Annotated in this window: 15 protein-coding genes; 5 read left to right on the forward strand and 10 right to left on the reverse strand. The window is 70.0% G+C overall.

Annotation, left to right across the window (positions count from 1 at the left end):
• The first annotated feature begins 295 nt into the window (after positions 1 to 295).
• The 3 genes from AB0C73_RS10590 (at position 296) to AB0C73_RS10600 (ending at position 3,268) form a co-directional block, all read left to right on the forward strand.
• Positions 296 to 1,384: a ParA family protein gene (locus tag AB0C73_RS10590; protein WP_362527160.1), complete on the forward strand. Its 1,089-nt coding sequence runs from the start codon at positions 296 to 298 to the stop codon at positions 1,382 to 1,384.
• Positions 1,381 to 2,493, forward strand: a complete 1,113-nt coding sequence (locus tag AB0C73_RS10595; RefSeq protein ID WP_362527163.1) for a ParB/RepB/Spo0J family partition protein — start codon at positions 1,381 to 1,383, stop codon at positions 2,491 to 2,493. The genes AB0C73_RS10590 and AB0C73_RS10595 overlap by 4 nt, the downstream gene beginning before the upstream one ends.
• 157 nt (positions 2,494 to 2,650) lie before the next feature.
• Positions 2,651 to 3,268: a GNAT family N-acetyltransferase gene (locus AB0C73_RS10600; protein ID WP_362527166.1), complete on the forward strand. Its 618-nt coding sequence runs from the start codon at positions 2,651 to 2,653 to the stop codon at positions 3,266 to 3,268.
• Between the two features lie 105 nt (positions 3,269 to 3,373).
• On the opposite strand, the gene trxA is transcribed toward AB0C73_RS10600, so the two are convergent.
• From trxA to AB0C73_RS10635, 7 genes are all read right to left on the reverse strand, one after another.
• Positions 3,374 to 3,709, reverse strand: coding sequence for a thioredoxin (gene trxA, locus AB0C73_RS10605; RefSeq protein ID WP_362527169.1), 336 nt, complete (start codon positions 3,707 to 3,709; stop codon positions 3,374 to 3,376).
• Between the two features lie 51 nt (positions 3,710 to 3,760).
• Positions 3,761 to 4,726: a thioredoxin-disulfide reductase gene (gene trxB / locus AB0C73_RS10610; protein ID WP_362527172.1), complete on the reverse strand. Its 966-nt coding sequence runs from the start codon at positions 4,724 to 4,726 to the stop codon at positions 3,761 to 3,763.
• Positions 4,727 to 4,852: 126 nt separating this feature from the next.
• A complete protein-coding gene (locus tag AB0C73_RS10615; RefSeq protein ID WP_362527175.1) occupies positions 4,853 to 5,731 on the reverse strand; it encodes a hypothetical protein in 879 nt (292 codons plus the stop codon).
• Positions 5,728 to 6,432, reverse strand: a complete 705-nt coding sequence (sigM, locus tag AB0C73_RS10620; protein WP_362527178.1) for an RNA polymerase sigma factor SigM — start codon at positions 6,430 to 6,432, stop codon at positions 5,728 to 5,730. The genes AB0C73_RS10615 and sigM overlap by 4 nt, the downstream gene beginning before the upstream one ends.
• 27 nt (positions 6,433 to 6,459) lie before the next feature.
• Entirely contained in the window at positions 6,460 to 8,172 is a 1,713-nt protein-coding gene (locus tag AB0C73_RS10625) for a serine/threonine protein kinase (RefSeq protein WP_362527181.1), read from the reverse strand.
• 128 nt (positions 8,173 to 8,300) lie between these two features.
• Positions 8,301 to 10,508, reverse strand: a complete 2,208-nt coding sequence (gene murJ, locus AB0C73_RS10630; protein WP_362527183.1) for a murein biosynthesis integral membrane protein MurJ — start codon at positions 10,506 to 10,508, stop codon at positions 8,301 to 8,303.
• A 43-nt stretch (positions 10,509 to 10,551) separates the two neighbouring features.
• Positions 10,552 to 12,942, reverse strand: coding sequence for a DUF6049 family protein (locus AB0C73_RS10635; RefSeq protein WP_362527186.1), 2,391 nt, complete (start codon positions 12,940 to 12,942; stop codon positions 10,552 to 10,554).
• A gap of 203 nt (positions 12,943 to 13,145) precedes the next feature.
• Between AB0C73_RS10635 and AB0C73_RS10640 the strand changes: the two genes are divergently transcribed.
• Positions 13,146 to 14,591, forward strand: coding sequence for a CCA tRNA nucleotidyltransferase (locus AB0C73_RS10640; RefSeq protein WP_362527188.1), 1,446 nt, complete (start codon positions 13,146 to 13,148; stop codon positions 14,589 to 14,591).
• Between the two features lie 86 nt (positions 14,592 to 14,677).
• Here the strand turns inward: AB0C73_RS10640 and AB0C73_RS10645 are convergent, their stop codons facing one another.
• The 3 genes from AB0C73_RS10645 to AB0C73_RS10655 form a co-directional block, all read right to left on the reverse strand.
• Entirely contained in the window at positions 14,678 to 15,961 is a 1,284-nt protein-coding gene (locus AB0C73_RS10645; RefSeq protein ID WP_362527191.1) for an MFS transporter, read from the reverse strand.
• 111 nt (positions 15,962 to 16,072) lie between these two features.
• Complete coding sequence (locus AB0C73_RS10650) at positions 16,073 to 17,155, reverse strand: inositol-3-phosphate synthase (RefSeq protein ID WP_362527193.1); 1,083 nt, start codon at positions 17,153 to 17,155, stop codon at positions 16,073 to 16,075.
• A 47-nt stretch (positions 17,156 to 17,202) separates the two neighbouring features.
• Complete coding sequence (locus tag AB0C73_RS10655) at positions 17,203 to 17,895, reverse strand: PadR family transcriptional regulator (protein ID WP_362527196.1); 693 nt, start codon at positions 17,893 to 17,895, stop codon at positions 17,203 to 17,205.
• Between the two features lie 407 nt (positions 17,896 to 18,302).
• On the opposite strand from AB0C73_RS10655, the gene AB0C73_RS10660 reads away from it, so the two are divergent.
• Complete coding sequence (locus tag AB0C73_RS10660) at positions 18,303 to 21,047, forward strand: transglycosylase domain-containing protein (RefSeq protein WP_362527199.1); 2,745 nt, start codon at positions 18,303 to 18,305, stop codon at positions 21,045 to 21,047.
• Positions 21,048 to 21,070: the final 23 nt, after the last annotated feature.

Raw genomic sequence — 21,070 nt, forward strand, 5'->3', positions numbered from 1 at the left:
GGAATGTCCCGGGCCCGGCCCCAGGGTCGGCCTCGGGACTGTCCCGCTGATCCGTACAAGCTGCGATACGTACAGATTTCGGAGTGTCGGGCGGTTCCGGCCCGGCGGCGCGTGCATCGTGTTTCACGTGAAACGTCGCTCACTGCTGCAGGGGATCATCAGCCGCGGCCGCGCGGCTGCCACCCCCCGGGACCGCAAGCCCTCGGCGAAACCCCCCGTGAGGGTTAAAGGGTTGTCCACAGAGGTGGATTCATCCACAGAACCACGGGCCTCGCTGGTTCACGACCCCGAAAGCATGGCAGGCTCTGTTCATCGCGAGCCTGAAGCCGAGGAGAGTGAATCCTTGCGGTCCAACGCCAACATCGCGGGACCGATGACCGATCCGGTCCCCGGTCCCCGAACCGAATCGGTAGGGATGGATGTTTCACGTGAAACACCGCCTCCGATGGACGACACCCCCATTGGTCGTGCTGCCCAGCTGGCCGTAGAGGCCCTGGGTCGTGCGGGCGAGGGGCTTCCCCGGCCTGCCCAGACCCGCGTGATGGTGGTCGCCAACCAGAAGGGCGGCGTGGGCAAGACGACCACGACGGTCAATCTGGCCGCCTCCCTGGCCCTGCACGGCGCCCGCGTCCTGGTCATCGACCTCGACCCCCAGGGCAACGCCTCCACAGCGCTCGGTATCGACCATCACGCCGAGGTCCCCTCGATCTACGACGTTCTGGTGGAGAGCAAGCCGCTTGCCGAGGTCGTCCAGCCCGTCCAGGATGTCGAGGGCCTCTTCTGCGCTCCCGCCACGATCGATCTGGCCGGCGCCGAGATCGAGCTGGTGTCCCTGGTGGCGCGCGAGAGCCGTCTGCAGCGAGCGATCCAGGCCTACGAGCAGCCGCTCGACTACATCCTGATCGACTGCCCGCCCTCCCTCGGTCTGCTCACGGTCAACGCCCTGGTGGCGGGCGCCGAGGTGCTGATCCCGATCCAGTGCGAGTACTACGCACTGGAGGGCCTGGGGCAGCTGCTGCGGAACGTCGACCTGGTGCGGGGTCATCTCAACCCCACCCTGCATGTCTCGACGATCCTGCTCACCATGTACGACGGCCGGACCCGGCTCGCCTCGCAGGTCGCCGAGGAGGTGCGCACCCACTTCGGCGAAGAGGTCCTGCGGACCAGCATCCCGCGCTCCGTACGTATCTCGGAGGCGCCGAGCTACGGGCAGACCGTGCTCACCTACGACCCGGGCTCCAGCGGCGCCCTGTCGTATCTCGAAGCGGCACGTGAGATCGCCCTGCGCGGGGCGGATCTGCACTATGACGCCACCCAGGCCCATGGGGGACAGCCCCACCAGGGTCACCAGAACAACCAGCGAATGTCGGAGGGGATCCAGTGAGCGAGCGACGTAGGGGGCTGGGACGCGGTCTCGGCGCGCTGATCCCCGCTGCTCCCCAGGAGCGGCCGGCGTCGGCCATCGGCGTGGGTGCCGTTCCGGCCGCGTCCGCTCCCGGTGCCATTCCGGCGCTGGGCTCCGAGCGTGGTGTGGCCGCCGCGAAGCTGGCGACCCTGCCGGCGAGCCCGCAGTCCCCGGACTCCGTGGTGCCGGCGCCCTCCGAGCCGCTGCCGGAGTCCCCTGCCGGGGCGCACTTCGCCGAGCTGCCGCTCGACTTCATCACCCCGAACCCGCGTCAGCCGCGCGAGGTGTTCGACGAGGACGCCCTGGCCGAGCTGATCACCTCCATCAAGGAGGTCGGTCTGCTGCAGCCGGTCGTCGTCCGGCAGTTGGGTCCCGAGCGCTACGAGCTCATCATGGGCGAGCGCCGCTGGCGGGCCTGCCGTGAGGCCGGTCTGGAGCGGATTCCCGCGATCGTGCGGGCCACCGAGGACGAGAAGCTGCTCCTGGACGCCCTCCTGGAGAACCTGCACCGGGCGCAGCTGAACCCGCTGGAGGAAGCCGCCGCCTACGACCAGCTCCTCAAGGACTTCAACTGCACCCACGACCAGCTGGCCGACCGCATCGGACGCTCGCGTCCCCAGGTCTCCAACACGCTGCGTCTGCTGCGTCTCTCCCCGCCGGTGCAGCGCCGGGTGGCCGCCGGTGTTCTGTCGGCCGGTCATGCGCGTGCGCTGCTCTCCGTGGACGACGCCGAGGCCCAGGACAAGCTGGCGTACCGGATCGTCGCCGAGGGCCTCTCGGTGCGGGCCGTCGAGGAGATCGTCACGCTGATGGGTTCGGAGCCCTCGTCTCCGGTCAAGCCCAAGGGTCCGCGGGCCGGTGCCCGGGTCTCCCCGGCGCTGCGTGATCTGGCGACCCGGCTCTCCGACCGCTTCGAGACCCGGGTGAAGGTCGACCTCGGGCAGAAGAAGGGCAAGATCGTCGTCGAGTTCGCCTCGATGGAGGATCTGGAGCGGATCCTGTCGACGCTGGCTCCGGGCGAGGGCCGGGTCATGGACCAGGGGACGGCGACGCAGGACGTCGAGGACGGGCAGGACTCCGAGGACTGAGTCCGTTCTGTTCGAGCCCCGGGGCGGGGCGCGTTCGGTCATTCACCGGAACGCGCTCCGCCCTTTGCCTGTCCGCGGTATCGCCCCGATCGGCCCCTCGTTACGATTCTGAGAGGCATATTCGTACTGCGATGGCCGAGGGAAGCGAGGAACAGCCGTGGGGCGTCGGCTCGTACCGCTCACGCTGGACAACCTTCCGGATCTCCCCAAGCGATGCCGTTCCTGTGTGTTCTGGGAGCTCGATCCGGTGAGTGGCGAGGCGGCCGTGAAGGCCGGCCGTCCGGAGCTGGAGAAGGAAGCCTGGATCTCCGCCGTGCTCCTGGAGTGGGGCTCCTGCGGCCGGGTGGTCTATGTCGACGAGATCCCGGTCGGCTATGTGCTCTACGCGCCGCCGGCCTATGTGCCCCGCTCCACCGCCTTCCCCACGAGCCCGGTCGCCGCGGACGCCGTGCAGCTGATGACCGCGTGGATCATGCCGGGCTATCAGGGCCAGGGGCTGGGGCGGACGATGGTGCAGACGGTCGCGAAGGACCTCCTGCGGCGGGGCTTCAAGGCGATCGAGGCCTTCGGCGACGCCCGCTGGAAGGAGCCGGCCTGTGTGCTGCCCGCCGACCATCTGCTCTCCGTGGGCTTCAAGACCGTACGGCCCCATCCGAGCTTCCCCCGGCTGCGGCTGGAGCTGAGGACGACGCTCTCCTGGAAGGAGGACGTCGAGATGGCGCTCGACCGGCTGCTCGGTGCCGTCCAGAAGGAGCCCGCGCTGCGTCCCCTCTGAGCACCGCCTGATCTGCGCACCGCCCGACCAAGACGAAGGCCCGCCCCTCGGAAGGGGCGGGCCTTCGTTGTTTCACGTGAAACAACGCGTGCCGAGGGCCAGGCGTCAGGCCTTCGGCGTGACGAAGTCCTCCAGGTCGCGCAGGATCGCGGCCTTCGGCTTGGCGCCGACGATGGTCTTCACGACCTCGCCGTTCTGGTAGACGTTCAGCGTCGGGATGGACATGACGCCGTACTTGGCGGCGGTGGCCGGGTTCTCGTCGATGTTGAGCTTCACGACCTCGATCTCACCGTGCTCGGCGGCGATGGCCTCCAGCGACGGGGCGATCTGGCGGCACGGGCCGCACCAGGCGGCCCAGAAGTCCACGAGGACGGGCTTGTCGCTCTTGAGGACGTCCTCGTCCCAGGTGGCGTCGGTGACGTTCTTCAGGGTGCCGGCCACGGCGCCCTCCTTCATTCAGTGGGGTGTGGGGTGGGGGGAGCGTAGGGGGGTTCAGACCGCGCGGGTCTCGGCGAGCTTCTCGCTGTCGGCGAGGGCCGCCAGGAAGCGCTCGGCGTCGAGCGCGGCGGAGCAGCCGGTGCCCGAGGCGGTGATCGCCTGACGGTAGGTGTGGTCGACGACGTCGCCGGCACCGAAGACACCCGGGAGGTTGGTGCGCGTGGACGGCGCGTCGACCTTGAGGTAGCCCTCCGCGTCCAGCTCCAGCTGGCCCTTGAAGAGCTCGGTGCGCGGGTCGTGGCCCACGGCGATGAAGAGGCCCGTCACCGGGAGCTCGCTGGTCTCGCCCGTCTTGGTGTTGCGCAGGGTCAGACCGCTGAGCTTCTGGTCACCGTGGATCTCGGCGACCTCGCTGTCCCAGGCGAACTTGATCTTCGGGTCGGCGAAGGCGCGCTCCTGCATTGCCTTGGAGGCGCGCAGGCTGTCCCGGCGGTGGACGATGGTGACCGTCTTGGCGAAGCGCGAGAGGAAGGTGGCCTCCTCCATCGCGGTGTCGCCGCCGCCGACCACGGCGATGTCCTGGTCCTTGAAGAAGAAGCCGTCGCAGGTGGCGCACCAGGAGACACCGCGGCCGGAGAGGGTGTCCTCGTTCGGCAGGCCGAGCTTGCGGTGCTGGGAGCCGGTGGTGACGATGACGGCCTTGGCGCGGTGCACGGTGCCGGCGGTGTCGGTGACCGTCTTGATGTCCCCGGTGAGGTCCACGGCGACGACGTCGTCCGGCACGAGCTCGGCGCCGAAGCGCTCGGCCTGGGCCCGCATGTTGTCCATCAGGTCCGGGCCCATGATGCCGTCACGGTAGCCGGGGAAGTTCTCCACCTCGGTCGTGTTCATCAGGGCGCCACCGGCGGTGACGGCTCCCTCGAAAACGAGCGGCTTCAGCGACGCGCGCGCCGTGTAGAGCGCAGCGGTGTAACCCGCGGGCCCGGAGCCGATGATGATCACGTTACGGACGTCGCTCACGGGTTTCTTCCTCGTCTCTGCAGACTGCCTACTGCCTACGGGGGCGGTCGGTTGGGTCACTCACCCCACCCAACCGATCCTACGGGGCAAGCATTCCCAAGACCGCCGCCCGGCACGGCACAGAGTTCAGGACCGCGGGAGGGATTCCGTCAGCAGGACCTCGCCGGCGGCCTTCCCGCCGCTTGAGGCGCAGGCGGCATCGACTACATAGGCCTGCACCTTCGTGCTGTCGGCGGTGTCGGGCAGGACCAGGAGATAGGCGGGCGTCCCCTGGTAGTCGCCGCGTTGGAAGGCGAGGACCGGCTCCGTGCGTCCGGTGCCGGCCTTGACGCAGTCCGGCAGGGCCGCGGGCAGCGCCCGCTGCGGTGTGTCGCCGTCGTTCTCGGCGGTGAGCGACTTGGGGGCGGCGTTCTGGTCCTGCGGGGCCTTGAGGGTGCCGTTCAGGGTGAGGAGCGTGCGTACGGTGGTCGCCACCGGCTGTCCGTCGAACCGTGCGGTGTCCGCCGCACTGACCGTCGCGTCCGATGGGGTGTCGCCGCCCGACTGGAGGAAGAAGACGCTCAGGCCCAGGGCTGCGGCGCCGAAGACGGCTCCGAGGGCCGCGACGCGGCGGCGACGGGCCTTGCGGGGGCGTCCGGGTCCACTGGCGGCGGCGGGGCGCCCGGCGGGCCGGTCGACGGCGGGAGCGGAGGATGCGGGACGGGCGGGCGATGTTTCACGTGAAACACGTGCACCGGCCTCGGGGGCGGTCGCGTTCAGCAGTGCCTCGGCGGCGAGGGCGGCGTCGATCCGTCCGGCGATCTCGGCCGGCATCCGGGGCGGCCCGGGGAGGGTGCCGAGGAGCCCACGGATCTCCTCCAGGGAGTCCCGTACGTCCGCGCACAGGGGACAGGCGTCGAGATGCCGGCGTACGACGGCGCTGCGGGAGGGCGGGAGCAGGCCCTCGGTGAGGTCGGAGATCTCCGAGACGTCCGGGTGCTGAGTCGTGTCTGCCGCGGAAGTCACGCGCGTCCACCTCCGCCCTTCACAGCCGCTGGATTGCTCGGTCCGGTATCCGTAGGTCCCGGCACCGGTGGGACGGATGCCCCCGGCGTCCGGTTCCTTCCCCGGTCCGAGCCCTCGTTACCCACCGTGTTCCCGCGCAGATGAGTGAGCATCGGCAGGAGTTTGGCCCGTCCGCGTGCACAGCGGCTCTTCACGGTCCCGGCGGGGACATCGAGGATACGAGCGGCCTCGGCCACCGGGTATCCCTGCATGTCGACGAGGACGAGCGCGGCCCGCTGCTCGGAGGGCAGGGTGGCGAGCGCGGCCAGGAGCTGGCGGTGGAGGTCCTGGCGCTCGGCGGGCGCCTCGGCCGACTCGACCGGTTCGAGGAGCTGCTCGAACCGGTCCGTGTCGTCCACGGGCGAGGTCCGCCGTGAGGCGGCCTTCCGGGCCCGGTCGAGACAGGCGTTCACCGTGATGCGGTGCAGCCACGTCGTGACGGCCGACTGGCCCCGAAAGGTATGGGCGGCCCGGAAGGCCGACACCAGGGCGTCCTGGACGGCGTCGGCGGCCTCCTCGCGGTCGCCGAGCGTCCGCAGGGCCACCGCCCACAGCCGGTCCCGGTGGCGCCGTACGAGCTCACCGAAGGCCTCGGGATCACCGGCCACATGGCAGGCCAGCAGTTCCTGGTCGCTGCGCTCGTCGCGGATGGCGTCGTCCAACGGTGAGCCCTTCCCCCGGGTGTGGCGTCAGCTGGTGATCTTGATGTCCGAGATCTCGCCCCGGTAACCGCCCGGGACGCTCGGCAGATCGGTCAGCCAGACGAGCACATAGCGCGTCTTCACGGGCTTGGCCGGAGCGAGATTCACCTGGGTGCCCGACTGCGCGGCCTGCTTGGTGAAGTCGCCGATCTGACCGGGCTGCGAGGAGAAGTTCTCGGGAGTCGTCCGGAGCTCGACCGACGTGACGCCGTGGAACGCCACCTCGACCTTGGCAACCTGCTGGACCTTGCCGAGGTCGAGGATGATGCCGACCCCGTCCTTCAGGTTGCCGAACTTCGAAGGCGGTTCGTACCGCATGGTCGTCCACGCGGTACTCGGGTCACCGTCGTAGGCGTTCTTTATGGCCTCGGGGTTCTCCCGGCCGTCGTCGCTCTGTGGGTCGAAGTCCCGCGCGTCGACGATCGTGATCGGCTTCCCGTCCGCGGCCGGTTCCTTCTCGTCCTGGCCTGACTGCGGCTGGTTGGTCTGCGGAGTCTCCGTGCCCTTGTCCTGGTCCAGGAGCCGGTCCGCGATCTGCCAGCTGCCGAGGCCCAGGGCGGCGATCAGGAGGGCCGAGACGGCCCACTTCAGGGCCTTGCCCGTACGGCTCTGCAGCGGGGGCGGCGGGATCACGACCGGCTGGGCGGCCACGGGACGCTGCTGAGGGCGTCCGTAGGTGCCCTGCTGGTAGGTGGTGCGCTGGTACTCGGGCGGGGCAGGGAGCGGGAACTCAGGCTCCGGCGGGCGGATGCGGGGCATCGCCGCGACGGCCTTGGCGAGTTCGTCCGGGGTCGTGCAGGGCGGCTCCTGGCGCGAGGCCGTGGCCCCGTCGTTCGCGAGAGCGCGCATGGCGATCTCGGAGAGCCCCCGGTGGACGCCCGCGCGGACCTGGTCCGGCGGGAGCAGCCCGACGCCCTTGGGCAGCCCGGAGAGGCCGTAGGCGTCGTTCTCGTACGGCCAGCGCTGGGTGAGCGCCGCGTACAGCAGGGCGCCGATCGCCTCGGTGTCGGTGCGCTGCGGGCGGTCGGCGCTGATGCCACGCAGCGCGGCGTTCACGGCGAGGCCGCGGATGCGGTACTGGCCGGTCGAGCTGCGCAGCACGGCGCTCGGGGTGAGCCGGAGGTGCGAGAGGCCCTCGCGGTGCGCGGCGGCCATGGCCTGGGAGACCTGGCTGACGAGCTGATAGGCGTCGTGCGGCTCCAGGGGTCCGGCCGCGAGCAGCGCGGTCAGCTCGGTGGAGTCGGGCAGCCACTCGTGCACGACGTAGACGAGGTCGTTCTCCTCGACGGCGTCGAGGACCTGCACGAAGCGTGGGTCGCCGAGCAGCGCGGCCGAGCGCGCGGCGGCGAGCACGGAGCGGGCCCGGGAGTGGTCGGCGGGCAGGATGTGCACGCCGACGGCACGGCGGAGTTTCTCGTCGACGGCACGCCAGCTGCTGAATCCGTCCAGTCGGGTGACGCACTCCTCCAGCCGGTACCGCCTCGCCAGCTTGTGGCCGCTGTGCAGCTCCGGTGCCGCGATGGAAGGCTGTTCGCCGTTCTTTCGTTCGCCCGCCTTGTTCTCCGTGGACTCGGCGGACGTGCCCGCCTTCTTCTGCGCTTCCGCCACCCCGTCGGTCGCGGCCTTCTCCGCCTTGGCGGTCAGCGGGTCGTCACCGCTGTTGTCGGCCACGTCGACGGCAGCCGTGCTACGTTCCGCCACCGTCGTTCCTGCCTCCCCATCCGTTGCGCCACATCCAACAGCCATGCCAATTGTGCCCACAGTCCGGCGCTATGCACGACACGCGTCGGCGCCCGATGGTTGCGCGAACCTCGCGGGACTGCTTCCGGTCAGCGCCCCAGACGCCCGCGGACCATGCCGACCATGGAGTTGAGCTCCGCGATCCGCATGCGCTTGGCGGCGACGAAGAACACCCCGAGCAGGACGGCGCCGCCGACCAGGAGCGCGACGAGCGAGCCCAGGGCGCCCTCGCCGAGCACCTTCAGGAGGCCGAAGCCGACCGCGCCCGCGACGATGGCGGCGGGCAGCGAGGCCAGGCACAGACGGGCGTAGGTGCGCATCACGTGCGCGCCGTCCAGGTCGCCGCCGAGACGGTTGCGCAGCCGGCGCCAGGCGACGCCGACGCCGACCATGTAGGCCAGGCCGTAGGAGGCGGCCATGCCGACGACGGCCCACTGCGCGGGCAGCAGGACGTAACACACGGCCGAGGCGGCCGCGTTGACGGCGGCGACGATGACGGTGTTGTAGAAGGGCGTCCGGGTGTCCTCGTAGGCGTAGAAGCCGCGGAGCACGACGTACTGGACCGAGTAGGGGATCAGACCGAGGCCGAAGGCCATCAGGATGAAGCCCATGCCCTGGGCGGCCTCGACGCCGCTGGAGGCGTAGAGCAGCGTGCACATCGGGACGCCGAGCGCGAGGAACGCGAAGGAGACCGGGACGATCGCGACGGCCGAGTTGCGCAGGCCCTGTGAGATGTCGTCACGGACGGCGCCCGGGTCGTCGTCGGAGGCGGCGCGGGAGATCCTCGGCAGCAGTGCGGCCATGACCGAGACGGTGATGATGGCCTGCGGCATGCCCCAGATCAGCTGGGCGTTGGAGTAGGCCAGGAAGCCGGCGCCGTCCTTGCCGGACTCCTCGCCGGCGGCGGTGGCGAGCTGGGTGACGACCAGGACGCCGGCCTGGTTGGCCAGGACGAACAGCACCGTCCACTTGGCCAGCTTGACGGTCTTGCCGAGGCCGTGGCCCTTCCAGTCGAAGCGGGGGCGGAAGCGGAAGCCGGTCTCGCGCAGATACGGGATCATCGCCAGGGCCTGGACGGCGAGGCCGAGCAGGGTGCCGATGCCGAGCAGCCGGACGCCCTCGTCGGGGATCGTCTGCACGCCCATGTGGGACTCGGCGGAGGTGCCGTACACCCAGATGAACAGGCCGAACGTCACGATCATCACGATGTTGTTGAGGACCGGGGTCCACATCATCGCGCCGAACTTGCCGCGGGCGTTGAGGATCTGACCCATCACCACGTGCACACCCATGAAGAAGATGGTGGGCAGGCAGTAGCGGGCGAAGGTGACGGCGACGCTGTTGGCCGCCGCGTCGTCCGCGATGGTGTTGGACATCAGCCGGATCAGCAGGGGCGCGGCGAACACGGCGATGGCCACGATCGCGCCGAGCGCGACCATGACGAGGGTGAGGAGACGGTTGGCGTAGGCCTCGCCGCCGTCCTCGTCGTTCTTCATGGAGCGGACCAGCTGCGGCACGAAGACCGAGTTCAGACCGCCGCCGACGGTGAGGATGTAGATCATCGTCGGCAGGGTGTACGCGACGGTGAAGGTGTCACCGAGGAGCGCGGCGCCGAGGGCACCGGTGATCACCAGGCTGCGGACGAAGCCGGTGAGGCGCGAGACGAGGGTGCCGGCGGCCATCACGGCGCTCGACTTGAGCAGCCCGGAGGCGCGGCCGGCCTTCTTCGGGGCGGGCGCGGGCATGGGGTTCGGCTCCGGGGCGGGCGGCGGCACCTGGCCGGGGGTCTGCTGGTCCCGGTAGAGGTGGGCGAACGCGTCGGGCTCCGGCTGCTCCTCCCCCGCGTGGGTCACCAGGTCGTCCACGCCGGTGAACTGGACCGTGCGGGCGTCGTCGCCGTACGGCAGGTGGCGCGAGGGGCCGTCCGGCTCGGGAGCGGGCGTCTGGGCCCACACCCGGGGGTCCGGGGCGTGCGGGGGCACGGCGGGCTGCTGGTAGAGCGGCTGCGGCTCCGCGTAGGTCCCCGGCGGGGGCGGCGGGTGCGCGGCACGGTCGTAGAGCGCCTCGCCCACCGGGTCCTGGGCGGCCAGGTCCCGCGCCTGGTAGGGGTCGTGGGCGTAGGCGTCCTGGACGTACGGGTCCTGGGCGTGGGGCTGCTGCTGGTCCGGTGCGTACGGGTCCGGGGCGGCGTGCTGCGGCGGAGGCACCGGCGCGGGGCCGGGTGCCGCGGGCATCCCACCGGACGGCCCGGCGCCACCCGCGCCCTGACCGCGGTCACCGTCGTACGGCGCGTTCATGGTTACCCCACCTCATCGTCCGGCCGACCGGCCACGACATCGCTCAACGGTCCACTTTCTCACCCGGGCCGGACGGGTCGCCGCTTTCGGACCCGGTGTCCGGTTCCAGGTCACTCGGCTGCCCGGGATCGGCGTCGTTCGAAGGGGTGGCGCCGGGGCCTTCGCCCTTGCCGCCGACCCCGTTCCCGCCCTCGGTCTTACCGTCGGCTTCGGCCTCGGCCTCGGTGCCGGTCTCCGCCTCGGCCTTCGCGTCCGCCTCGGCGTTCCGGGCGGCGGCGCGCTTGCGCGCGCTGTACATCCGGATGCCGGCGAGGACGAGCAGCAGCACACCGCCCGCGATGACGAGCATCACCGTGGGGGTGATCTCGGAGACCTTCACGGTGAAGGTCATCGGGTCGCCGTAGGGCGTGCCGTCCTCGGTGTAGAGCTGGGCCGTCATCGTGACCGGACCGTTGGCGTTGGCCGAGGCGTCGAACTTCACCGACTGGCTGTGCCCGCCGTCGATCTTCACCGGCCGCACCGCCTCGCCGGAGTCGTCGTCCAGCTTCAGTCGGGTCTTGTTGCCGGACGTCAGCTTCAGGACCAGGTGGTCCACACCCTGGAGCAGCTTGTTCTGCACGGTCACGGGGATGGTGGCGCTGCGGCCGGACAGCGTGAGGTCCGACTTCTCGATCAGCTGCACCTCCTGGGTGAGGCTGTGCAGGTAGTCCTGGACCTCCTTGCGGTACAGCGCGGCCGAGGGGGCCTCGCCGCGCCAGGAGGTCGACATCTCGCGGCTGATCGCGTTGGTGAAGGGCGGCACCACGCGGTCCGGGGCGGTCAGGATCACCCGGAAGTCGTCCAGGTCGTCCCGGGTCGCCTTCATCTCGCGGAAGGCGGCGGAGTTCAGCTCCTGGGCCCTCAGCGTCCTCGGGTAGGCCGAGCCGCCGGGGACCCGCTTCGACGCGTCGGGGTCGGACTGTGCGGCGGCGGCCTGCAGGTCGAGCGGCTCCGACCAGCGCTTGGCGGCGAGCCCCTGGAGGGCCTTGGCCATCGCCTGCGCCTGCGCGGTGCTGGGCATGCGCTGCGGGGCGACCACGATGCTGCGCTGGTCCTCGGGAAGCTCCAGGGTGATCGCGAGCGACTGGGCGAGGAACTGCTGGACGGCCAGGGTCGAGTTCTCGGCCCGGATCATCTCGCCCTGGAAGGACTTGGACAGGGTCGCGTCGCTGACGATCGCGGTGGTGCCGCCGCCGATGGGGCGGGCCGAGGTCGGCGTGTACGAGAGGTCGTCGCGGAGGCTGTCGCTGCGGGCGATCACGTTGCGGGCGCCGGCGGAGGTGGCGACCGCCATGATCGACGGGTCCACGGCGCCGTCGACGGGCCAGGAGAAGTCGGTGGACGGCTTCACGTGCAGGACGGTCTCCACGGTGGTGGAGGCCAGCGCCGTGGCCTGCTGGAGGTGGCCGAGGGAGCCGGGGACCTCCTTGCCGTGGTGGGCGAGGGAGGCCAGGTCCGGGTCGGCGAAGGGCAGCGCCACGACCTTGCGGCCCTGGACGGCCTTCTCCAGGTCGTTCAGCCAGCGCTCGGCGATCGCCTGGTTCCGGCCGGGGACCTCGGTCGTCCCGTTCTTGACCATGTACGGCTCGGTCATGGCCGTGACACTGGCCAGCAGGTCCGGGTCGATCACCCAGGTGACCGGGAGGTCCCTGCCGAGCGCGACCATCTCGTGCAGCCGACCGCCGGGGGCGAGGTCGGCCGCCAGGTCGTCGTTCTCGAAGACCGGGGTCTGCTGCTGGTTGGCACCCGTCTCGGCGGAGACATGGGCCGTCGAGATCAGCGGCCAGAGATAGGTGAGCCGGGTCTTCTTCTCGGTGGCCTCGGGCTGGAAGGGCAGCAGCGTCCGCTCGATGCCGAGGACTCGCCCGTAGGGCCGGCTCGCGGTCTGGCCGGTCAGGGAGACCCCGAGCTGGTAGACGCCCGCCTCGTCCAGGTCGAGCTTGGAGACGGGCACGGAGAGCGTGAAGTCCTGGCTCAGTCCGGCGCCCAGTCTGGGGATCTTCACCGTGTAGGCGCCGCCCAGCGGAGCCGGGTCACGGCCGTCCCGGTATGTCTTGCGGCCGGAGACCTCGTCGATCTCACTGCGGCTGCTCAGCCGGGGTCCGACGCGCAGATCGACCGTGGCGTCCGTCACGGCCTGCTTGCCCTCGTTGGTGACCGTGCCCGTGAGAGTGACCGTGTCACCCTCCACCGGGGCGCTCGGGGTCAGCGTGTCGAGCGACACATCGACGGTGCCGGAGTCGCTCGCGCTCTCGGCGGCCGTCGCCGCGGGCGTGTGAGCGCCCTGGAGGAGGCCCGCGAGCAGCGGGGCCGCGACGGCGAGCGAGGCCGTACGCCGCATCCAGCGGCGGGCAGGTGAGGGAAAGGTCCCCTGGATAGCTGCCGCCTCGGCCACGCGTCGCCCGTCCTCGTCGTTGTCTGTGGTGTCAGTGGTGTCGGTGGTTCCCGGATGCTGTGTCCAGGCATGGTAACGAGGCACGCGGGGGCCAAGTGCCGGGGAGTGCTCCAGCCGATGCGCCGCGGCGGGTCCGGACCGGGCCGGGCGGCGGGAGAAAACGGGGACGTCGGGACAGGCCGGTGCACGTACCCTTTTCTGTTGTGCCGAACGCCAACGAAGACACCCCGACTGCCCTGAGCCAGGTGCAACGCCGCGCGGTCAGTGAACTACTGCGCGTGTCCCCTGTCGCCGACGACCTCGCCCGCCGCTTCAAGGATGCCGGGTTCAGCCTCGCGCTGGTCGGCGGCTCGGTTCGCGATGCCCTCCTCGGCCGTCTCGGCAACGACCTGGACTTCACCACCGACGCCCGCCCCGAGGACGTACTGAAGATCGTGCGCCCCTGGGCCGACGCCGTCTGGGAGGTCGGGATCGCCTTCGGCACCGTCGGCTGCCAGAAGGACGGCTACTTGGTCGAGGTCACCACGTACCGCTCCGAGGCGTACGACCGCACCTCGCGCAAGCCCGAGGTCTCCTACGGCGACTCCATCGAGGAGGACCTGGTCCGGCGTGACTTCACCGTCAACGCCATGGCCGTGGCCCTCCCCGAGAAGGAGTTCATCGACCCGCACGGCGGTCTGGAGGACCTGGCCGCGCAGGTGCTGCGCACCCCGGGGACGCCCGAGGAGTCCTTCTCCGACGACCCGCTGCGCATGATGCGTGCCGCCCGCTTCGCCGCGCAGCTGGACTTCGCGGTGGCCCCCGAGGTCGTCACGGCGATGACGGAGATGGCCGGCCGCCTGGAGATCGTCTCCGCCGAGCGCGTCCGTGAGGAGTTCAACAAGCTTCTGATCTCCTCCCACCCCCGCAAGGGCCTCGGCCTCCTCGTCGACACCGGCCTGGCCGCCCATGTGATCCCCGAGCTGCCGGCGCTGCGCCTGGAGAGCGACGAGCACCACCGACACAAGGACGTCTACGAGCACTCGCTGACCGTGCTCGAGCAGGCCATCGACCTGGAGGAGGACGGCCCCGACCTGGTCCTGCGTCTCGCCGCCCTGCTCCACGACATCGGCAAGCCGCGCACGCGCCGCTTCGAGAAGGACGGCCGGGTCTCCTTCCACCACCACGAGGTGGTCGGCGCGAAGATGACCAAGAAGCGCATGACGGCGCTCAAGTACTCCAACGAGATGATCAAGGATGTCTCGCGTCTGGTGGAGCTGCATCTGCGCTTCCACGGCTACGGTTCGGGCGAGTGGACCGACTCCGCCGTGCGCCGTTACGTCCGGGACGCGGGCCCGCTGCTCTCCCGGCTGCACAAGCTGACGCGCTCCGACTGCACCACCCGGAACAAGCGCAAGGCCGCCGCGCTCTCCCGCACGTACGACGGCCTGGAGGAGCGCATCGCCCAGCTCCAGGAGCAGGAGGAGCTGGACGCCATCCGTCCCGACCTCGACGGCAACCAGATCCAGGAGGTCCTGGGCGTCCGCCCCGGACCCGTGGTCGGCCAGGCCTACAAGTTCCTCCTTGAGCTGCGCCTGGAGAACGGCCCGATGGAGCAGGAAGCCGCCATCGCCGCGCTCAAGGAGTGGTGGGCGGCTCAGGCGGGCTGACGCGGAAGCCGCCGTTTCACGGTCGATGTTTCACGTGAAACATCGACGCGGCGGTCTCGGGCAGGGGTGATGTTTCACGTGAAACATCACCCCTTTCTGTTGGCGGCCCGGCGGGCCTTCCGGTCGGCGCGGGCCAGAACGAGCGTGAGGACCGCGTAGAGCAAGGTCACGAGGAGCACGATCGCGGGGGACCGCCCGTCCGGCGGCAGCATCAGTGCCGCGACCCCGGCCGCGCCCACGAAGGCGACGTTGAAGAGCACGTCGTAGAGGGAGAAGACCCGCCCGCGGAAGGCGTCGTCCACGGAGGTCTGTACGACGGTGTCGGTCGCGATCTTGGCGCCCTGGGTGGTCAGCCCGAGTACGAAGGCGGCCACCAGGAACGGTGTCCGCGCGAAGGTCAGCCCCAGGGCGGACGTCAGCACGGCGGCGGCACCCGTGCACACGGTCATCCAGCCGAAGGCGCCGAAGCGCCCGACAGCCCATGGGGAGAGCATGGCGGCGGCGAAGAATCCGGCCCCGGAGGTGGCGACGGCCAGCCCGAGGACGGCCAGCCCCTGCGACTCCGTGGTGCTCCAGGCGTACCGGGAGAGCATGAGCACGGTCACGAACAGAGCCCCGTAGCAGAAGCGCATCAGCGTCACGGCGGAGAGCGCCCGGGCGGCAGGGCGCCGCTCGGCGAGATGCCGCAGCCCGCTCGCCAGCCCGCGGGCGGTGGAGGCCAGCGCGGCGGAGAGCCGGGGCTGGAGCAGTTCCGGGTCGGGGCCGAGGAGCTCACGGGACATCAGCAGCGAGGTGAGCGCGGAGCAGAGATAGAGGAGAGCGCCCAGGAGGACCACAGCGGCGTCGGAGTCGTCCGCCACCAGCCGGACGCCGAAGGCCAGACCGCCGCCCAGGGTCGCGGCCAGCGTGCCGGCGGTCGGGGAGAGCGAGTTGGCGACGACCAGCCGCTCGTGGTCGACCACTCGCGGAAGGGCGGCGGAGAGACCGGCCAGGACGAAGCGGTTGACGGCCGTGACGGAGAGCGCGGAGGCGTAGAACAGCCAGTCCGGCACGGAGGCCAGCATGAGCACCGCGGTGCCGCCGGCCAGCAGGGCCCGGAGCAGGTTCCCGTAGAGGAAGACCTGGCGCCGCCGCCAGCGGTCGAGCAGGACCCCGGCGAAGGGGCCGATCAGGGAGTAGGGGAGCAGGAGCACCGCCATGGCGGAGGCGATGGCGGCGGCGCTGGTCTCCTTCTCCGGGGAGAAGACGACGTACGTGGCCAGGGCGACCTGATAGACGCCGTCGGCGCACTGGGAGAGCAGGCGGACGGCGAGCAGGCGGCGGAAGTTGCGCAGCCGCAGGAGGACGCGCAGATCACGCACGACGGACATGGCAGCAAGACTCACATACGACGAGGGCCCCCGGGCAGTGCCACGGGGACCCTCGTCATCGAGCCTTCATCGAGCCCTCGACGGCCGGCCGGCCGTCGGAAGACCGTCAGGTCAGCGCTCGACCTCGCCCTTGATGAACTTCTCGACGTTGGCGAAGGCCTCGTCGTCGAAGTACTGGACCGGCGGGGACTTCATGAAGTACGAGGACGCGGAGAGGATCGGGCCACCGATGCCGCGGTCCTTGGCGATCTTCGCGGCGCGCAGGGCGTCGATGATGACACCCGCGGAGTTCGGGGAGTCCCACACCTCGAGCTTGTACTCCAGGTTCAGCGGGACGTCACCGAAGGCGCGGCCCTCAAGGCGCACGTACGCCCACTTGCGGTCGTCAAGCCACTGCACGTAGTCGGACGGGCCGATGTGGACGTTCTTCTCGCCGAGGTCCCGGTCGGGGATCTGGGAGGTGACGGACTGCGTCTTGGAGATCTTCTTGGACTCCAGGCGCTCGCGCTCGAGCATGTTCTTGAAGTCCATGTTGCCGCCCACGTTGAGCTGCATGGTGCGCTCGAGGCGGACACCGCGGTCCTCGAACAGCTTCGCCATCACACGGTGCGTGATGGTGGCGCCGACCTGGGACTTGATGTCGTCACCGACGATCGGGACACCGGCCTCGGTGAACTTGTCCGCCCACTCCTTGGTGCCGGCGATGAAGACCGGGAGGGCGTTGACGAAGGCGACCTTGGCGTCGATGGCGCACTGGGCGTAGAACTTCGCCGCGTCCTCGGAGCCGACGGGCAGGTAGCAGACGAGGACGTCGACCTGGCGGTCCTTGAGGATCTGCACGACGTCGACCGGAGCCTCGGCGGACTCCTCGATGGTCATGCGGTAGTACTTGCCGAGACCGTCGAGCGTGTGGCCGCGCTGGACCGTGACGCCCTTGTTGGGGACGTCGCAGATCTTGATGGTGTTGTTCTCGCTGGCACCGATCGCGTCCGAGAGGTCGAGGCCGACCTTCTTCGCGTCGACGTCGAACGCGGCCACGAACTCCACGTCACCGACGTGGTAGTCGCCGAACTGGACGTGCATCAGGCCGGGCACCTTGGTCGCCGGGTCGGCGTCCTTGTAGTACTCGACGCCCTGCACCAGCGAGGCGGCGCAGTTGCCCACGCCGACGATGGCTACGCGAACCGAACCCATTCCGGTTGCTCCCTGTGTGATCGTGGAAGCCCTGCGGGAGCAGGGTTTCACTTGGCGGTGTCGTCGGACGGATCCGGCCGGGTACTGCCCCCGTGCCGGGGCAGGCCGCCCGTTTCTCCGGATTCTCTGTTCTGCTGCTGAGCGGCGCCCTCGGGGGCGTCGGGGCCGGATCGCTGATCCCGCCCCGCCCGCTCGCTCTCGATGAGCTCGTTCAGCCAGCGCACTTCGCGCTCCACGGACTCCATTCCGTGGCGCTGCAGCTCAAGCGTGTAGTCGTCGAGGCGCTCGCGCGTCCGGTTGAGGGAGGCGCGCATCTTCTCCAGGCGCTCCTCCAGCCGGCTGCGGCGGCCCTCAAGCACTCGCATCCGCACCTCGCGCTCGGTCTGGCCGAAGAAGGCGAAGCGGGCGGCGAAGTGCTCGTCCTCCCAGGCGTCGGGGCCGGTGTGGGAGAGGAGCTCCTCGAAGTGCTCCTTACCTTCGGCCGTCAGCCGGTAGACGATCTTGGCGCGGCGTCCTGTGAGTGACGTCGCCACGGCCTCCTCGGCACCGCTGCCCGGTTCCTCGATCAACCAGCCGTTGGCGACCAGCGTCTTGAGGCACGGGTAGAGGGTCCCGTAGCTGAAGGCCCGGAAGATGCCCAGGGAGGTGTTGAGCCGCTTGCGCAGCTCGTACCCGTGCATCGGGGCCTCGCGGAGCAGGCCGAGAACGGCGAACTCGAGGATTCCTGAGCGCCGGCTCATTCGTCGCCTCCTCCGTTCTCGGGACTCGTCTCGGGGACCGTGCGGAAAACTCCTATGCCGAGTCGATGTGCCGCACTGATGTATCGACTCGATACATCCCGACGATAGAACGGCCCCATGTCCGCGACAAGTGGGGCGCGAGTGACCGGCGTCACATCGTCAATTCACAGCAATCGAGTTGCCGGATTTGGGGTGAACTCGCCCCCTCGGCAGGTTTTGAGCGTGCGTAGTCTGTGCGGCATGCAGACCACCGGGAACCGAGCGACGCCGCAGGACGTCCGTGCAACGGGTGACCGGCTGCGGCACGGGCGGGCTTTTTCCGAGGGCCCGGCCGTGTGCATTTCGGGGGGACCGGAACTCAACTGCCGCTTCCAGGCGTACGCGCCTGCCCGAGGAGTAGTCGTTCGATGAGCGAGCACCGTCGCAAACCGCTGCCGCAGCCGCAGCAGCAGCCGCCGTACGGCGGTCGTGCCGCGGCACGGCGCGCCGCCCAGCAGCCGATGGGCCGCCGGGCGGCGCCCGGTCGTGATGCCGCCATGGGGTCCCCTTCGGCCTCGTACGGGCCGCCTTCCTCCTATGGAGAGGAAGAGCGCCCCTACGGCGGACGGGCCGAGGCGCGTCGCGCCGCCCAGCGGGGCGGGCGCAGGCGCGCCCCCGAGGGCGGCGGCGGGCCGGGCGGTCCCGGTGGCCGGCGTGGGGGTGGCGGAGGCGGCCGTGGTGACGGTCCCGGGCGTGGCCGTGGCGGCGCCGGTGGGCGTCCGCCCGGCAAGAAGCGGCTCATCGACTACCCGCGGTACGGCAAGTACGGCTGGCGCCGCTGGATGCCCTCGTGGAAGCTCGTGACGGGCCTGTTCCTGACGTTCATCGGCGGCCTCATGGGTGCGGCGACGATCGGGTACGCCATGGTGGGCATTCCCGACGAGGCGATCAGCGCCAAGCAGCAGAACAACGTCTTCTACTGGTCCGACAACTCGGTGATGGCCGCGACCGGCGAGGTCAACCGGCAGATCATCGACTACGCCGAGATCCCGATGCCCATGCAGAACGCGGTGGTATCGGCGGAGAACAAGACCTTCTGGGACGATTCCGGCGTCGACCCGATGGGCATCGCCCGCGCCGTGTGGAACATGGCCAAGGGCGGCGAGACCCAGGGTGGCTCGACGATCACCCAGCAGTACGTGAAGAACAACCGTCTCGACGACCAGTCGCAGACGGTGACCCGCAAGGTCAAGGAACTCTTCATCTCGATGCGTGTCGGCAACGAGAAGGACAAGACCGAGATCATGGCGGGCTACCTCAACACCTCGTACTACGGCCGGGGTGCTTACGGCCTCCAGGCCGCCGCCCGCGCGTACTTCGGCAAGAACGCCAAGGAGCTCAACCCCAGCGAGTGCGCTCTGCTCGCCTCGGTGCTGAAGGGCGCGACGTACTACGACCCGGCCGGCTACCCCGAGATCGACCCGGGTGCCAGCCGGGAGGCGAACACCGCACGCGCCCAGAAGCGCTGGGCGTGGATCCTCGACGAGATGGTCAAGGACCAGAAGCTCCCCGCCGCCGAGCGCGCGAAGTACACCGAGATGCCGAAGACCAAGCCGCGCTCCCAGGGCGCGCAGCTGGGCGGCCAGATCGGCTATCTGGTGCGGACGGCCGAGGCGAACTTCCTGAACAACAGCGACTACACGTCGCAGCAGCTCGCCAAGGGCGGCTTCCAGATCTACACGACCTTCGACAAGAGGAAGGTCCAGGCACTCGAGTCGGCGGTCAAGAACGTCTACAAGGAGCACATCGACCCGAAGAAGCGGCCGGACACGGACACCCACGTCCAGTTCGGCGGTGCCTCGGTGGACCCCGAGACCGGTGCCATCGTCGCCCTCTACGGAGGCGAGGACGCCACGAAGCACTTCACCAACAACGCGGACCAGACCGGTGCCCAGGTCGGCTCGACCTTCAAGCCCTTCGTGCTGGCCGCCGCGATGCGCGACGGTGTGCGGGACCCCAAGGGGGACAAGGTGCAGGGGCCCGAGACCCGCAGGATCGTCGACCCGGACAAGAGCTTCTACAACGGCACGAACAATCTGACGATCAAGAACTACGACGGGTCGATCTGGCTCGACGACAAGGGCAACGAGTGGCACCAGGCCAATGACGAGAAGGAGAGCCTTCCGAAGGTCGACCTGCGCAAGGCCATGATGAAGTCCATGAACTCGCCGTATGTGCAGCTCGGCATGGACGTCGGCATCGACAAGGTCCGCCAGTCGGCCATCGACGCGGGTCTGCTCGACTCCTCTCTGGTGAAGGCGAACGTGCCGTCGTTCTCGCTCGGTATCTCCTCCCCGAGCGCCATCCGCATGGCCGGTGCCTATGCGACCTTCGCGAACAACGGCGAGCGCAACGACGTCTTCTCCGTGACCAAGGTCCTGCTGCGTGGTCAGCCCGTCTACCAGCACAAGGCCGAGCCCAAGCGGACGTTCTCCACGGCCGTCGCCAGCAACGTGACCGACGTGCTGAAGGATGTCGTCAAGGCCGGTACCGGAACCAAGGCGAAGCTCGACGACCGCGAGGCGGCCGGCAAGACCGGTACCACCGACGGCAACAACTCGGCCTGGTTCGTGGGCTACACGCCGCAGCTGTCGACCGCCATCGACATGTACCGCTTCGCCGACGACGAGACGCTCAAGGACCGCAAGTTCGAGTCCATGTACGGCACCGGTGCCCAGCCGAAGATCCATGGTTCGTCGTTCCCGTCGCGTATCTGGCACGACTACATGACCGACGCCCTCAAGGACACCGACCCGAAGAGCTTCCCGCCGGCGGAGGACCTCGACGGCGAGGCCGTCTTCGGCGGTGGCGCGGTCAGCCCGACCCCGACGCCGACCGCCACCACCGAGTCGCCGACGCCGAGCATGACGCCGTCGACCGAGCCGCCCACGGGTAAGCCGACCAAGTCGCCCGGCCCGGGCAGCACCTGCAGCGTGTGGGACTGGCCGTGCGACACCAACGGCGGCAGCACCAAGGGCGGCACCAACGGCGGCAGCACCGGTGGGACCACCACCACACCCACCATCGATCCGACGAGCACAGCCACCGCGACGACCACCAGCGGTGGCGGCGGAGGCAAACCCGGCGGCACTACTTGGGGCGTGACCGGCTAGCCACGCTCCCCCGGGCCTGAAGG

The sequence above is a fragment of the Streptomyces sp. NPDC048623 genome (genome assembly GCF_040650755.1).
Classification (GTDB): Bacteria; Actinomycetota; Actinomycetes; order Streptomycetales; family Streptomycetaceae; genus Streptomyces.